10 protein-coding genes and 4 tRNA genes are annotated in these 15455 nt (G+C 52.3%); 13 read left to right on the forward strand and 1 reads right to left on the reverse strand.

Features of this window, described 5'->3' with window-relative positions; translation table 11 throughout:
• Window positions 1-20 precede the first annotated feature (20 nt).
• Window positions 21-971 (reverse strand): type I pantothenate kinase, encoded by a 951-nt coding sequence (gene coaA, locus ACQG1K_RS01160; RefSeq protein WP_032622068.1) that lies wholly within the window; start codon window positions 969-971, stop codon window positions 21-23.
• 317 nt (window positions 972-1288) lie between these two features.
• Between coaA and ACQG1K_RS01165 the strand changes: the two genes are divergently transcribed.
• The 13 genes from ACQG1K_RS01165 to rpoC all read left to right on the forward strand — a co-directional run bounded on the left by ACQG1K_RS01165 (window position 1289) and on the right by rpoC (window position 15351).
• A tRNA-Thr gene (locus ACQG1K_RS01165) sits at window positions 1289-1364 on the forward strand.
• A gap of 8 nt (window positions 1365-1372) precedes the next feature.
• Window positions 1373-1457: transfer RNA gene (locus ACQG1K_RS01170), tRNA-Tyr, on the forward strand.
• A gap of 116 nt (window positions 1458-1573) precedes the next feature.
• Window positions 1574-1648 (forward strand) — tRNA-Gly (locus ACQG1K_RS01175).
• A 6-nt stretch (window positions 1649-1654) separates the two neighbouring features.
• Window positions 1655-1730: transfer RNA gene (locus tag ACQG1K_RS01180), tRNA-Thr, on the forward strand.
• Window positions 1731-1848: 118 nt separating this feature from the next.
• Window positions 1849-3033, forward strand: a complete 1185-nt coding sequence (tuf, locus tag ACQG1K_RS01185; protein WP_022646700.1) for an elongation factor Tu — start codon at window positions 1849-1851, stop codon at window positions 3031-3033.
• Window positions 3034-3260: 227 nt separating this feature from the next.
• Entirely contained in the window at window positions 3261-3644 is a 384-nt protein-coding gene (secE, locus tag ACQG1K_RS01190; protein WP_003862342.1) for a preprotein translocase subunit SecE, read from the forward strand.
• 1 nt (window position 3645) lies between these two features.
• Complete coding sequence (gene nusG / locus ACQG1K_RS01195; RefSeq protein WP_003862341.1) at window positions 3646-4191, forward strand: transcription termination/antitermination protein NusG; 546 nt, start codon at window positions 3646-3648, stop codon at window positions 4189-4191.
• Window positions 4192-4347: 156 nt separating this feature from the next.
• The gene (gene rplK / locus ACQG1K_RS01200; RefSeq protein ID WP_003862340.1) at window positions 4348-4776 is read left to right on the forward strand and encodes a 50S ribosomal protein L11; all 429 of its coding nucleotides are present in this window, start codon (window positions 4348-4350) and stop codon (window positions 4774-4776) included.
• A gap of 3 nt (window positions 4777-4779) precedes the next feature.
• Window positions 4780-5484 (forward strand): 50S ribosomal protein L1, encoded by a 705-nt coding sequence (gene rplA / locus ACQG1K_RS01205; protein ID WP_006810530.1) that lies wholly within the window; start codon window positions 4780-4782, stop codon window positions 5482-5484.
• Window positions 5485-5773: 289 nt separating this feature from the next.
• Complete coding sequence (rplJ, locus tag ACQG1K_RS01210; RefSeq protein ID WP_003862338.1) at window positions 5774-6271, forward strand: 50S ribosomal protein L10; 498 nt, start codon at window positions 5774-5776, stop codon at window positions 6269-6271.
• A 66-nt stretch (window positions 6272-6337) separates the two neighbouring features.
• Window positions 6338-6703 (forward strand): 50S ribosomal protein L7/L12, encoded by a 366-nt coding sequence (gene rplL, locus ACQG1K_RS01215; RefSeq protein WP_002445276.1) that lies wholly within the window; start codon window positions 6338-6340, stop codon window positions 6701-6703.
• Window positions 6704-7022: 319 nt separating this feature from the next.
• Window positions 7023-11051: a DNA-directed RNA polymerase subunit beta gene (gene rpoB, locus ACQG1K_RS01220; RefSeq protein ID WP_023299068.1), complete on the forward strand. Its 4029-nt coding sequence runs from the start codon at window positions 7023-7025 to the stop codon at window positions 11049-11051.
• 76 nt (window positions 11052-11127) lie between these two features.
• Window positions 11128-15351, forward strand: a complete 4224-nt coding sequence (gene rpoC, locus ACQG1K_RS01225) for a DNA-directed RNA polymerase subunit beta' (protein ID WP_023299069.1) — start codon at window positions 11128-11130, stop codon at window positions 15349-15351.
• The last annotated feature ends 104 nt before the right edge of the window (window positions 15352-15455 follow it).

Below are 15455 nucleotides of genomic sequence, written 5' to 3' on the forward strand. Positions count from 1 at the left end.
GTTTTTTTTACGTCTGAGATCTACTTCCGTAAACGAATCTGGTCAACGGCGTGTTTCTCACTCTTGGTGAGGATCAGGCTTGCACGTTCGCGCGTCGGCAGGATGTTCTCTTTGAGGTTGACGTAGTTGATCTCATTCCACAGCCCGGTCGCCACGTTGATAGCCTCTTCTTCAGAGAGCTGAGCGTAGTTGTGGAAGTAAGAATCCGGGTCGGTGAACGCCCCTTCACGGAACTTCAGGAAGCGGTTGATATACCAGCGTTGCAACAGATCTTCAGGCGCATCCACATAAATTGAGAAATCGACGAAGTCAGAGACAAACACGTGATGCGGATCGTGAGGGTAATCCATCCCGCTTTGCAGTACGTTTAAGCCCTCCAGAATCAGGATGTCGGGCTGCACCACCGTTTTGTCACCATCCGGGATGCGGTCGTAGATCAGATGCGAGTAGACCGGTGCGGTAACGTTCGGCACGCCCGATTTTAAATCAGAGACAAACTTTACCAGGCGGTGCATATCATAAGAGAGCGGGAAGCCCTTCTTCTTCATCAGGCCGCGTTCTTTCAACACCTCATTGGGATGCAGGAAGCCGTCGGTGGTGATCAGCTCCACGCTGCGGTGTTCCGGCCAGCGGCTAAGCAGCGCCTGTAGCACGCGCGCGGTGGTACTTTTACCCACTGCCACGCTGCCCGCAATACTGATGATATAAGGAATACGTTGACCGTTCGTGCCGAGGAACTGTTCCAGTACGGCCTGACGACGCAAGTTGGAGCTGATGTAAAAGTTAAGCAAGCGAGAGAGGGGGAGATAGATTTCTGCCACCTCTTCCAGGGAGAGATCTTCGTTTATCCCTTTTAGCCGTGCGATTTCACCTTCCGTCAGTGTCATAGGGACGGAGTCACGCAGGGCTGCCCACTGGCTACGGTTAAACTGAAGATAGGGCGTCATTAACGTTTGCTCTTTTTTGCTCATAAGCATGCTTCTGTGAACCATCACGAAACGGCGGGTGCGGGCTCATCACATAGTTAATTTTGGACAATGGGCAGGAGGTTAACACCAGATGAGAGGAATAATAAGAAAAAATATGGGAAAGCGATGCTTAACCGGGCAGGCATCACCCGGGGCTATAGCGTGCCGAAATCAGGCGTTCATGTTGGATTTTTAATCACGAGCGGATGAATTTACAGCGGTTAGCCCTGGTTTCGAATAAAATGTGAGCGAAAGAACGTTTTATGCAATTTTTTAGTTGCATGACTGCGCAGGTCTCCATAGAATGCGCGCTACTTGATGCCGACTTAGCTCAGTAGGTAGAGCAACTGACTTGTAATCAGTAGGTCACCAGTTCGATTCCGGTAGTCGGCACCATCAAGTCCGGTGGGGTTCCCGAGCGGCCAAAGGGAGCAGACTGTAAATCTGCCGTCACAGACTTCGAAGGTTCGAATCCTTCCCCCACCACCACTTTCTGGCAGCGTCAACGCCGCCGGAGCTGGTTGGAAAAATTGACCAGCTCGAACAGAAAAGAGAGAAATCTCTTTTTTTGTTACAGAAAGAACTGGGTAGCCGAGTTTCAGGATGCGGGCATCGTATAATGGCTATTACCTCAGCCTTCCAAGCTGATGATGCGGGTTCGATTCCCGCTGCCCGCTCCAATACGTGCTGATATGGCTCAGTTGGTAGAGCGCACCCTTGGTAAGGGTGAGGTCCCCAGTTCGACTCTGGGTATCAGCACCACTTCACTTCTCCCTCCCTTTCTCTCTGTTTCAATGTAAATGTATTCAACAGTTCAGGCATTTTCGCCTGGTTGATGTGGTGATATCACCGATTTATCCGTGTCTTAGAGGGACAATCGATGTCTAAAGAAAAGTTTGAACGTACAAAACCGCACGTTAACGTCGGTACTATCGGCCACGTTGACCATGGTAAAACAACGCTGACCGCTGCAATCACTACCGTACTGGCTAAAACCTACGGCGGTGCTGCTCGTGCTTTCGACCAGATCGATAACGCACCAGAAGAAAAAGCTCGTGGTATCACCATCAACACCTCTCACGTTGAGTATGACACCCCGACTCGCCACTACGCACACGTAGACTGCCCAGGCCACGCCGACTATGTCAAAAACATGATCACCGGTGCTGCGCAGATGGACGGCGCGATCCTGGTTGTTGCTGCGACTGACGGCCCTATGCCTCAGACTCGTGAGCACATCCTGCTGGGTCGTCAGGTAGGCGTTCCTTTCATCATCGTGTTCCTGAACAAATGCGACATGGTTGATGACGAAGAGCTGCTGGAACTGGTAGAGATGGAAGTTCGTGAACTGCTGTCTCAGTACGATTTCCCAGGCGACGATACTCCAATCGTTCGTGGTTCCGCGCTGAAAGCGCTGGAAGGCGACGCAGAGTGGGAAGCGAAAATCATCGAACTGGCTGGCTTCCTGGATTCTTACATCCCAGAACCAGAGCGTGCGATTGACAAGCCATTCCTGCTGCCAATCGAAGACGTATTCTCCATCTCCGGTCGTGGTACCGTTGTTACCGGTCGTGTAGAGCGCGGTATCATCAAAGTTGGTGAAGAAGTTGAAATCGTTGGTATCAAAGAGACTGCGAAGTCTACCTGTACTGGCGTTGAAATGTTCCGCAAACTGCTGGACGAAGGCCGTGCTGGTGAGAACGTTGGTGTTCTGCTGCGTGGTATCAAACGTGAAGAAATCGAACGTGGTCAGGTTCTGGCGAAGCCAGGCTCAATCAAGCCACACACCAAGTTCGAATCTGAAGTGTACATTCTGTCCAAAGACGAAGGCGGCCGTCATACTCCGTTCTTCAAAGGCTACCGTCCACAGTTCTACTTCCGTACAACTGACGTGACCGGTACCATCGAACTGCCAGAAGGCGTAGAGATGGTAATGCCAGGCGACAACATCAAGATGGTTGTGACTCTGATCCACCCAATCGCGATGGACGACGGTCTGCGTTTCGCAATCCGTGAAGGCGGCCGTACCGTTGGCGCGGGCGTTGTTGCTAAAGTTCTCGGCTAATCGCTGATAACATTTGACGCAATGCGCAATAAAAGGGCATCATTTGATGCCCTTTTTGCACGCTTTCACATCAGAACCTGGCTCATCAGTGATTAATTTTGTCATAATCATTGCTGAGACAGGCTCTGCGGAGAGCGTATAATACGAAAAGCGAATAGCATTTCGATTGGTTTGCCTCGCACTCGCGGGGTGAAAATGTTTGTAGAATACTTCTGACAGGTTGGTTTATGAGTGCGAATACCGAAGCTCAAGGGAGCGGGCGCGGCCTGGAAGCGATGAAATGGGTAGTTGTAGCCGTGCTGCTGATTGTGGCGATTGTCGGCAACTATCTTTATCGTGACATGATGCTGCCGCTACGCGCGCTTGCAGTGGTAATTCTGATTGCTGCGGCGGGTGGTGTCGCGCTGTTGACGACGAAAGGCAAAGCGACCGTTGCGTTTGCCCGCGAAGCGCGTACCGAAGTCCGCAAGGTCATTTGGCCGACTCGCCAGGAAACATTGCACACCACGCTGATTGTAGCGGCGGTAACCGCTGTAATGTCACTGATCCTGTGGGGACTGGATGGTATTCTGGTTCGCCTGGTATCCTTTATCACTGGCCTGAGGTTCTGAGATGTCTGAAGCCCCTAAAAAGCGCTGGTACGTCGTTCAGGCGTTTTCCGGTTTTGAAGGCCGCGTAGCTACGTCGCTGCGTGAGCATATCAAATTACACAATATGGAAGAGTTATTTGGCGAAGTTATGGTTCCGACCGAAGAAGTGGTTGAGATCCGTGGCGGCCAACGTCGCAAAAGCGAGCGTAAATTCTTCCCGGGTTACGTGCTGGTTCAGATGGTGATGAACGACGCGAGCTGGCACCTGGTGCGCAGCGTACCACGCGTGATGGGCTTTATCGGCGGCACATCTGACCGTCCGGCGCCAATCAGCGACAAAGAAGTTGATGCGATTATGAACCGCCTCCAGCAGGTGGGTGATAAACCGCGTCCGAAAACGCTGTTTGAACCGGGTGAGATGGTTCGTGTTAACGACGGTCCGTTTGCTGACTTTAATGGCGTCGTCGAAGAAGTGGACTACGAGAAGTCCCGCCTGAAAGTTTCCGTTTCTATCTTTGGTCGTGCGACCCCGGTAGAGCTGGACTTTGCTCAGGTAGAAAAAGCCTAAGCAGCGATCAAAAAAGCGACGATTTAATCGTTGCACAGGGCGCGAGATTGGAATACAATTTCGCGCCTTTTGTTTTTATGGGTTCCGACCCGTAAAACGAATTTTATTCACGGGGAGCCTCTCCGAGGCGTTATTACCCAATCAGAGGATTTTAGAATGGCTAAGAAAGTACAAGCCTACGTCAAGCTGCAGGTTGCAGCAGGTATGGCGAACCCAAGTCCACCAGTTGGTCCAGCTCTGGGTCAGCAGGGTGTGAACATCATGGAATTCTGTAAAGCGTTCAACGCCAAAACTGAATCCATGGAAAAAGGTCTGCCAATCCCAGTTGTAATCACTGTTTACGCTGACCGTTCTTTCACTTTCGTTACCAAAACCCCTCCAGCAGCAGTTCTGCTGAAGAAAGCAGCGGGCATCAAGTCTGGTTCCGGTAAGCCGAACAAAGACAAAGTGGGTAAAATTTCCCGCGCTCAGCTGCAGGAAATCGCGCAGACCAAAGCTGCCGACATGACTGGTTCCGACATTGAAGCGATGACTCGCTCCATTGAAGGTACTGCACGTTCCATGGGCCTGGTAGTGGAGGACTAAGAAATGGCTAAACTGACCAAGCGCATGTCCGTGATCCGTGACAAAGTTGATGCGACCAAACAGTACGACATCAACGAAGCTATCGCTCTGCTGAAAGAACTGGCAACTGCTAAGTTCGTTGAAAGCGTTGACGTTGCCGTTAACCTGGGCATCGACGCTCGTAAATCCGATCAGAACGTTCGTGGCGCAACTGTACTGCCACACGGTACTGGCCGTTCCGTACGCGTAGCTGTATTTGCTCAGGGTGCAAACGCTGAAGCGGCTAAAGCTGCCGGCGCTGAACTGGTAGGTATGGAAGATCTGGCTGATCAGATCAAGAAAGGCGAAATGAACTTTGACGTTGTTATTGCTTCTCCAGATGCAATGCGCGTTGTTGGCCAGCTGGGCCAGGTTCTGGGTCCACGCGGCCTGATGCCAAACCCGAAAGTGGGTACTGTAACTCCTAACGTTGCTGAAGCGGTTAAGAACGCTAAAGCAGGTCAGGTTCGTTACCGTAACGACAAAAACGGCATCATCCACACCACCATCGGTAAAGTGGACTTTGACGCTGACAAACTGAAAGAAAACCTGGAAGCTCTGCTGGTTGCGCTGAAAAAAGCTAAACCAACTCAGGCGAAAGGCGTGTACATCAAGAAAGTTAGTATCTCCACCACCATGGGTGCAGGTGTTGCAGTTGACCAGGCTGGCCTGAGCGCTGCTGCAAACTAATGCCTTTACGTGGGCGGTGATTTTGTCTACAATCTTACCCCCACGTTTGCTAACAAAAGTTAGCGGCTAAAAGAATTGTTCGTTGGAGCCTGGCCTATCCAGGCCTCCGTCGAAGACCGCAGGTGTTTCGCAAGAAACTTAATCCCCTGCGTAGACGGTGACAGAACGCTAAGATTATTTTAAATACTCTGGCTTGTTTCTGCTCACCGTATTAAGACGCTCTTCCCGTTGGGTCGAGTGAAGTGAGTTCCGGAACATGAGTTCCGGCAAACATCCAGGAGCAAAGCTAATGGCTTTAAATCTTCAAGACAAACAAGCGATTGTTGCTGAAGTCAGCGAAGTAGCCAAAGGCGCGCTGTCTGCAGTAGTTGCGGATTCCCGTGGCGTTACTGTAGACAAAATGACTGAACTGCGTAAAGCAGGTCGTGAAGCTGGCGTATACATGCGTGTTGTTCGTAACACCCTGCTGCGTCGCGTAGTTGAAGGTACTCAGTTCGAGTGCCTGAAAGACACGTTTGTTGGTCCGACCCTGATTGCATACTCTATGGAACACCCGGGCGCTGCTGCTCGTCTGTTCAAAGAGTTCGCGAAAGCGAATGCAAAATTTGAGGTCAAAGCTGCAGCCTTTGAAGGTGAGTTGATCCCGGCATCGCAAATCGATCGCCTGGCCACCCTGCCGACCTACGAAGAAGCAATTGCACGCCTGATGGCAACCATGAAAGAAGCTGCGGCTGGCAAACTGGTTCGCACTCTGGCTGCTGTACGCGATGCGAAAGAAGCTGCTTAATCGCAGTTATCTTTATAAAGCATTTGCTTACGTATAAACTTATTCTGATTTTCAGGAACAATTTAAATGTCTATCACTAAAGATCAAATCATTGAAGCAGTAGCAGCTATGTCCGTAATGGACGTTGTAGAGCTGGTTTCTGCAATGGAAGAAAAATTCGGTGTTTCTGCTGCTGCTGCTGTAGCTGTAGCTGCGGGCCCGGCTGAAGCTGCTGAAGAAAAAACTGAATTCGACGTAATTCTGAAAGCTGCTGGCGCGAACAAAGTTGCTGTAATCAAAGCAGTACGTGGCGCAACTGGCCTGGGTCTGAAAGAAGCTAAAGACCTGGTAGAATCTGCTCCAGCTGCGCTGAAAGAAGGCGTGAGCAAAGACGACGCAGAAGCACTGAAAAAATCTCTGGAAGAAGCTGGCGCTGAAGTTGAAGTTAAATAAGCCAACTTTTCTGGTTGCAGCCTAAGTAATTAGGCTGATGGCTGGTGACTTTTTAGTCACCAGCCTTTTTGCGCTGTAAGGCATCAGCAGCATTTCACACTGTTTGACTGCTGGTTGTCCTGACAATGCTTGTTTCTATCGACGACTTAATATACTGCGACAGGGTGCTCGCTCTGTGTAAATCGCAATGAAATGGTTTAAGCGTGATAGCAACAGGTATTGCGGAAAGTATTCAATTTTCCGGTCCACAAAATGGTGTTGCACAAACTGTCCCTTCGTCGGACAGATGGGTCGACTTGTCAGCGAGCTGAGGAACCCTATGGTTTACTCCTATACCGAGAAAAAACGTATTCGTAAGGATTTTGGTAAACGTCCACAAGTTCTGGACATTCCATATCTCCTTTCTATCCAGCTTGACTCGTTCCAGAAGTTTATCGAGCAAGATCCTGAAGGGCAGTACGGCCTGGAAGCAGCCTTCCGTTCCGTGTTCCCGATTCAGAGCTACAGCGGTAATTCCGAGCTGCAGTACGTCAGCTACCGCCTTGGCGAACCGGTGTTTGACGTTCAGGAATGTCAGATCCGTGGCGTGACCTATTCCGCACCGCTGCGCGTAAAACTGCGTCTGGTGATCTACGAGCGCGAAGCGCCGGAAGGCACCGTAAAAGACATTAAAGAACAAGAAGTCTACATGGGTGAAATTCCACTCATGACGGACAACGGTACTTTCGTTATCAACGGTACTGAGCGTGTTATCGTTTCCCAGCTGCACCGTAGCCCGGGCGTCTTCTTCGACAGCGATAAAGGTAAAACGCACTCTTCCGGTAAAGTACTGTATAACGCACGCATCATTCCTTACCGTGGTTCATGGCTGGACTTCGAATTCGATCCAAAAGACAACCTGTTTGTCCGTATCGACCGTCGTCGTAAGCTGCCTGCAACCATCATTCTGCGTGCACTGAACTATACCACTGAGCAGATCCTGGACCTGTTCTTTGAGAAAGTGATCTTTGAAATCCGCGACAACAAGTTGCAGATGGAGTTGGTGCCGGAACGTCTGCGTGGTGAGACCGCGTCGTTCGACATCGAAGCCGACGGCAAAGTGTATGTGGAAAAAGGTCGCCGTATCACCGCGCGCCACATCCGCCAGCTGGAAAAAGATGATATCAAACACATCGAAGTTCCGGTTGAATACATTGCAGGAAAAGTAGCCGCGAAAGATTACGTTGATGAATCAACTGGCGAGCTGATCTGCCCGGCGAACATGGAGCTGAGCCTGGATCTGCTGGCTAAGCTGAGCCAGTCTGGCCACAAACGTATCGAAACGCTGTTCACCAACGATCTGGACCACGGTCCGTACATCTCTGAGACTGTACGCGTCGACCCAACCAACGATCGTCTGAGCGCGCTGGTTGAAATCTACCGCATGATGCGTCCTGGTGAGCCACCAACTCGCGAAGCGGCTGAAAGCCTGTTCGAGAACCTGTTCTTCTCCGAAGACCGCTACGATCTGTCCGCGGTAGGTCGTATGAAGTTCAACCGTTCTCTGCTGCGCGACGAAATCGAAGGTTCCGGTATCCTGAGCAAAGACGACATCATTGAAGTGATGAAGAAGCTCATCGATATCCGTAACGGTAAAGGCGAAGTCGATGATATCGACCACCTTGGCAACCGTCGTATCCGTTCCGTAGGCGAAATGGCGGAAAACCAGTTCCGCGTTGGCCTGGTTCGTGTAGAGCGTGCGGTGAAAGAGCGTCTGTCTCTGGGCGATCTGGATACCCTGATGCCTCAGGATATGATCAACGCCAAGCCGATTTCTGCGGCAGTGAAAGAGTTCTTCGGTTCCAGCCAGCTGTCTCAGTTCATGGACCAGAACAACCCGCTGTCTGAGATCACGCACAAACGTCGTATCTCTGCACTCGGCCCAGGCGGTCTGACCCGTGAACGTGCAGGCTTTGAAGTTCGAGACGTACACCCGACTCACTACGGTCGCGTATGTCCAATCGAAACGCCTGAAGGTCCAAACATCGGTCTGATCAACTCCCTGTCCGTGTACGCACAGACAAACGAATACGGTTTCCTTGAGACCCCGTATCGTAAAGTGACCGACGGTGTGGTTACCGACGAAATTCATTACCTGTCTGCTATCGAAGAAGGCAACTACGTTATCGCTCAGGCGAACTCCAACCTGGATGACGAAGGCCACTTTGTAGAAGATCTGGTTACCTGCCGTAGCAAAGGCGAATCCAGCCTGTTCAGCCGCGACCAGGTTGACTACATGGACGTATCCACCCAACAGGTGGTATCCGTCGGTGCGTCCCTGATCCCGTTCCTGGAACACGATGACGCCAACCGTGCATTGATGGGTGCGAACATGCAACGTCAGGCCGTTCCAACTCTGCGTGCTGATAAGCCGCTGGTTGGTACCGGTATGGAACGTGCTGTTGCCGTTGACTCCGGTGTTACAGCAGTTGCTAAGCGTGGCGGTACCGTTCAGTACGTTGACGCATCCCGCATCGTTATCAAAGTTAACGAAGACGAGATGTATCCGGGCGAAGCGGGTATCGACATCTACAACCTGACCAAATACACCCGTTCTAACCAGAACACCTGTATCAACCAGATGCCTTGCGTATCTCTGGGTGAGCCAGTTGAGCGCGGCGACGTGCTGGCAGACGGTCCGTCCACCGACCTCGGTGAACTGGCGCTCGGTCAGAACATGCGCGTAGCGTTCATGCCGTGGAACGGTTACAACTTCGAAGACTCCATCCTCGTCTCCGAGCGTGTGGTTCAGGAAGATCGTTTCACCACCATCCACATTCAGGAACTGGCCTGTGTGTCCCGTGACACCAAGCTGGGGCCAGAAGAGATCACTGCCGACATCCCTAACGTGGGTGAAGCTGCGCTCTCTAAACTGGATGAATCCGGTATTGTTTACATCGGCGCGGAAGTGACCGGCGGCGACATTCTGGTTGGTAAGGTTACACCGAAAGGCGAAACCCAGCTGACGCCAGAAGAGAAACTGCTGCGTGCTATCTTCGGTGAGAAAGCGTCTGACGTTAAAGACTCTTCTCTGCGCGTACCAAACGGTGTTTCCGGTACGGTTATCGACGTTCAGGTCTTCACTCGTGACGGCGTTGAGAAAGATAAGCGTGCGCTGGAAATCGAAGAGATGCAGCTCAAACAGGCTAAGAAAGACCTGTCTGAAGAACTGCAAATCCTCGAAGCGGGTCTGTTCAGCCGTATCTATGCGGTGCTGGTTGCCGGTGGCGTTGAAGCTGAGAAGCTCGACAAACTGCCACGCGATCGCTGGCTGGAGCTGGGCCTGACCGACGAAGAGAAACAGAATCAGCTGGAACAGCTGGCTGAGCAGTATGACGAACTGAAACACGAGTTCGAGAAAAAACTCGAAGCGAAACGCCGCAAAATCACTCAGGGCGACGATCTGGCACCAGGCGTGCTGAAGATTGTTAAGGTGTATCTGGCTGTTAAACGTCAGATCCAGCCTGGTGACAAGATGGCAGGTCGTCACGGTAACAAGGGTGTTATCTCTAAGATCAACCCGATCGAAGATATGCCGCACGATGCTAACGGTACGCCGGTAGATATCGTACTGAACCCACTGGGTGTACCGTCTCGTATGAACATCGGTCAGATCCTGGAAACCCACCTGGGTATGGCTGCGAAAGGTATCGGCGACAAGATTAACGCCATGCTGAAGCAGCAGGAAGAAGTCGCGAAACTGCGCGAGTTCATCCAGCGTGCCTACGATCTGGGTACCGACGTGCGTCAGAAAGTCGACCTGAACACCTTCAGCGATGATGAAGTTCTGCGTCTGGCGGAAAACCTGCGTAAGGGTATGCCAATTGCAACGCCGGTATTCGACGGTGCAAAAGAAGCTGAAATTAAAGAGCTGCTGCAACTGGGTGGTCTGCCAACGTCTGGTCAGATTACGCTGTTTGACGGCCGTACCGGTGAACAGTTCGAGCGTCCGGTAACCGTAGGTTACATGTACATGCTGAAACTGAACCACCTGGTCGACGACAAGATGCACGCTCGTTCTACCGGTTCTTACAGCCTGGTTACTCAGCAGCCGCTGGGTGGTAAGGCTCAGTTCGGTGGTCAGCGCTTCGGGGAGATGGAAGTGTGGGCGCTGGAAGCATACGGCGCAGCATACACCCTGCAGGAAATGCTCACCGTTAAGTCTGATGACGTGAATGGTCGTACTAAGATGTATAAGAACATCGTAGACGGCAACCATCAGATGGAACCGGGCATGCCAGAATCCTTCAACGTACTGTTGAAAGAGATTCGTTCGCTGGGTATCAACATCGAACTGGAAGACGAGTAATTCTCGCTCAAACAGGTCACTGGTGTCGGGTTAACCCCCGACACCAGATTGTGCTAACTCCGACGGGAGCAAATCCGTGAAAGATTTATTAAAGTTTCTGAAAGCGCAGACTAAAACCGAAGAGTTTGATGCGATCAAAATTGCTCTGGCTTCGCCAGACATGATCCGTTCATGGTCTTTTGGTGAAGTTAAAAAGCCGGAAACCATCAACTACCGTACGTTCAAACCTGAGCGTGACGGCCTTTTCTGTGCGCGTATTTTCGGGCCAGTAAAAGACTACGAGTGCCTGTGCGGTAAGTACAAGCGCCTGAAACACCGTGGTGTGATCTGTGAGAAGTGCGGCGTTGAAGTGACCCAGACCAAAGTACGCCGTGAGCGTATGGGCCACATTGAGCTGGCGTCTCCAACTGCTCACATCTGGTTCCTGAAATCTCTGCCGTCCCGTATCGGCCTGCTGCTGGATATGCCGCTGCGCGATATCGAACGTGTTCTGTACTTCGAATCTTATGTTGTGATCGAAGGCGGGATGACGAATCTGGAACGTAACCAGATCCTGACCGAAGAACAGTATCTGGACGCGCTGGAAGAGTTCGGTGACGAATTCGACGCGAAGATGGGTGCGGAAGCTATCCAGGCCCTGCTGAAGAGTATGGATCTGGAGCAAGAGTGTGAAACTCTGCGCGAAGAGCTGAACGAAACCAACTCCGAAACCAAGCGTAAAAAGCTGACCAAGCGTATCAAACTGCTGGAAGCGTTCGTTCAGTCTGGTAACAAACCAGAGTGGATGATCCTGACCGTTCTGCCGGTTCTGCCGCCAGATCTGCGTCCGCTGGTTCCGCTGGATGGTGGTCGTTTCGCAACGTCGGATCTGAACGATCTGTACCGTCGCGTGATCAACCGTAACAACCGTCTGAAACGTCTGCTGGATCTGGCTGCGCCGGACATCATCGTACGCAACGAAAAACGTATGCTGCAGGAAGCGGTAGATGCCCTGCTGGATAACGGTCGTCGCGGTCGTGCGATCACCGGTTCTAACAAACGTCCTCTGAAATCTTTGGCCGACATGATCAAAGGTAAGCAGGGTCGTTTCCGTCAGAACCTGCTCGGTAAGCGTGTTGACTACTCCGGTCGTTCTGTAATCACCGTAGGTCCATACCTGCGTCTGCATCAGTGCGGTCTGCCGAAGAAAATGGCTCTGGAGCTGTTCAAACCGTTCATCTACGGCAAGCTGGAACTGCGTGGCCTGGCCACCACCATCAAAGCCGCTAAGAAAATGGTTGAGCGTGAAGAAGCTGTCGTTTGGGATATCCTGGACGAAGTGATCCGCGAACACCCGGTACTGCTGAACCGTGCACCAACTCTGCACCGTTTGGGTATCCAGGCATTTGAGCCAGTCCTGATCGAAGGTAAAGCGATCCAGCTGCACCCGCTGGTTTGTGCGGCCTATAACGCCGACTTCGATGGTGACCAGATGGCTGTTCACGTACCGCTGACGCTGGAAGCCCAGCTCGAAGCGCGTGCGCTGATGATGTCTACCAACAACATCCTGTCTCCAGCGAACGGTGAACCTATCATCGTTCCTTCTCAGGACGTTGTATTGGGTCTGTACTATATGACCCGTGACTGTGTTAACGCCAAAGGCGAAGGCATGGTGCTGACTGGCCCGAAAGAAGCTGAGCGTATTTATCGCGCTGGCCTGGCCTCTCTGCATGCGCGCGTTAAAGTGCGTATCACCGAATACGAAAAAGATGAAAACGGCGAATTCGTGGCGATTACCAGCCTGAAAGACACGACCGTTGGCCGTGCGATTCTGTGGATGATCGTACCGAAAGGTCTGCCTTTCTCCATCGTCAACCAGGCGCTGGGCAAGAAAGCGATCTCCAAAATGCTGAACACCTGTTACCGCATTCTGGGCCTGAAGCCGACCGTTATCTTCGCTGACCAGACAATGTACACCGGCTTTGCTTATGCAGCGCGTTCAGGTGCATCTGTTGGTATCGATGACATGGTCATCCCAGAGAAGAAACACGAGATCATCTCTGAAGCGGAAGCTGAAGTTGCTGAGATCCAGGAGCAGTTCCAGTCTGGTCTGGTAACCGCAGGCGAACGTTACAACAAAGTTATCGATATCTGGGCTGCGGCGAACGATCGTGTATCCAAAGCGATGATGGATAACCTGCAAACCGAAACCGTGATTAACCGTGACGGCGTAGAAGAGCAGCAGGTCTCCTTCAACAGCATCTACATGATGGCCGACTCCGGTGCGCGTGGTTCTGCGGCACAGATTCGTCAGCTGGCAGGTATGCGTGGTCTGATGGCGAAGCCAGATGGCTCCATCATCGAAACGCCAATCACCGCGAACTTCCGTGAAGGTCTGAACGTACTCCAGTACTTCATCTCCACGCACGGTGCGCGTAAAGGTCTGGCGGATACCGCACTGAAAACGGCGAACTCCGGTTATCTGACGCGTCGTCTGGTTGACGTTGCGCAGGATCTGGTCGTCACCGAAGACGATTGTGGCACCCTCGAAGGTATCACCATGACCCCGGTTATCGAGGGTGGTGATGTTAAAGAGCCGCTGCGCGATCGCGTACTGGGTCGTGTGACCGCGGAAGACATCCTGAAGCCGGGCACCGCAGACATTCTGGTTCCACGCAACACTCTGCTGCACGAACAGTGGTGTGACCTGCTGGAAGCGAACTCTGTTGACTCTGTGAAAGTGCGTTCCGTTGTATCCTGTGACACCGACTTTGGTGTGTGTGCGCACTGCTACGGTCGTGACCTGGCGCGTGGCCACATCATCAACAAAGGTGAGGCTATCGGCGTTATCGCAGCACAGTCCATCGGTGAGCCGGGTACACAGCTGACGATGCGTACGTTCCACATCGGTGGTGCGGCATCTCGTGCGGCTGCTGAATCCAGCATCCAGGTGAAAAACAAAGGTAGCATCAAGCTCAGCAACGCGAAGTCTGTTGTTAACTCCGCAGGCAAGCTGGTTGTGACTTCTCGTAACACCGAGCTGAAGCTGATCGACGAATTCGGTCGTACCAAAGAGAGCTATAAAGTGCCTTACGGTGCGGTTATGGCGAAAGGTGATGGCGAGCAGGTTGCCGGCGGCGAAACCGTAGCAAACTGGGATCCACACACCATGCCGGTTATCACCGAAGTAAGTGGTTTCATCCGCTTCACTGACATGATCGACGGCCAGACCATTACTCGTCAGACCGACGAGCTGACCGGTCTGTCTTCTCTGGTGGTTCTGGATTCTGCTGAACGTACTACCGGTGGTAAAGATCTGCGTCCTGCACTGAAAATCGTTGATGCTCAGGGTAACGACGTTCTGATCCCTGGCACCGATATGCCTGCGCAGTACTTCCTGCCGGGTAAAGCGATTGTACAGCTGGAAGATGGCGTACAGATCAGCTCTGGTGACACCCTGGCGCGTATTCCTCAGGAATCCGGCGGTACCAAGGACATCACCGGTGGTCTGCCACGCGTTGCGGACCTGTTCGAAGCACGTCGTCCGAAAGAGCCTGCTATTCTGGCTGAAATCAGCGGTATCATCTCCTTCGGTAAAGAGACCAAAGGTAAGCGCCGTCTGGTTATCACGCCAGTAGATGGCAGCGAGCCGTACGAAGAGATGATTCCTAAGTGGCGTCAGCTCAACGTGTTCGAAGGTGAACGCGTGGAACGTGGTGACGTGGTCTCCGATGGTCCAGAAGCGCCGCACGACATCCTGCGTCTGCGTGGTGTGCATGCTGTTACTCGTTACATTGTTAACGAAGTACAGGACGTATACCGTCTGCAGGGCGTTAAGATTAACGATAAGCACATCGAAGTTATCGTTCGTCAGATGCTGCGTAAAGCAACCATCGAAAACGCGGGCAGCTCCGACTTCCTGGAAGGCGAGCAGGTTGAATACTCACGCGTTAAGATCGCTAACCGCGATCTGGAAGCGAACGGCAAAATCGGTGCGACCTTTGCACGCGATCTGCTGGGTATCACCAAAGCGTCTCTGGCAACCGAGTCCTTCATCTCTGCTGCATCGTTCCAGGAAACCACTCGTGTCCTGACCGAAGCGGCTGTTGCAGGTAAACGTGATGAACTGCGCGGTCTGAAAGAGAACGTTATCGTGGGTCGTCTGATCCCGGCCGGTACCGGTTATGCGTACCACCAGGATCGTATGCGTCGTCGTGCAGCGGGTGAACTGCCAGCTGCACCGCAGGTGACTGCCGAAGATGCATCCGCGAGCCTTGCAGAACTGCTGAACGCAGGTCTGGGCGGTTCCGACAACGAGTAATCGTTGATGCCCGGTAGGTAAAATTACCGGGCATATGAATCACAGGTCGGGTAAGCGCAGCGCCACCCGACAATAAAAAACCCGCCTCGGCGGGTTTTTTTACG

The sequence above is a fragment of the Enterobacter cloacae complex sp. 402C9 genome, assembly GCF_050030745.1.
GTDB classification, from domain to species: Bacteria; Pseudomonadota; Gammaproteobacteria; order Enterobacterales; family Enterobacteriaceae; genus Enterobacter; species Enterobacter intestinihominis.

Coding starts and splice junctions, on each gene's coding strand:
- nusG (WP_003862341.1), top strand. CDS start 3,646: ATGTCTGAAGCCCCTAAAAAGCGCTGGTACGTCGTTCAGGCGTTTTCC.
- rplL (WP_002445276.1), top strand. CDS start 6,338: ATGTCTATCACTAAAGATCAAATCATTGAAGCAGTAGCAGCTATGTCC.
- rpoB (WP_023299068.1), top strand. CDS start 7,023: ATGGTTTACTCCTATACCGAGAAAAAACGTATTCGTAAGGATTTTGGT.
- coaA (WP_032622068.1), bottom strand. CDS start 971: ATGAGCAAAAAAGAGCAAACGTTAATGACGCCCTATCTTCAGTTTAAC.
- secE (WP_003862342.1), top strand. CDS start 3,261: ATGAGTGCGAATACCGAAGCTCAAGGGAGCGGGCGCGGCCTGGAAGCG.
- rplJ (WP_003862338.1), top strand. CDS start 5,774: ATGGCTTTAAATCTTCAAGACAAACAAGCGATTGTTGCTGAAGTCAGC.
- tuf (WP_022646700.1), top strand. CDS start 1,849: ATGTCTAAAGAAAAGTTTGAACGTACAAAACCGCACGTTAACGTCGGT.
- rplA (WP_006810530.1), top strand. CDS start 4,780: ATGGCTAAACTGACCAAGCGCATGTCCGTGATCCGTGACAAAGTTGAT.
- rplK (WP_003862340.1), top strand. CDS start 4,348: ATGGCTAAGAAAGTACAAGCCTACGTCAAGCTGCAGGTTGCAGCAGGT.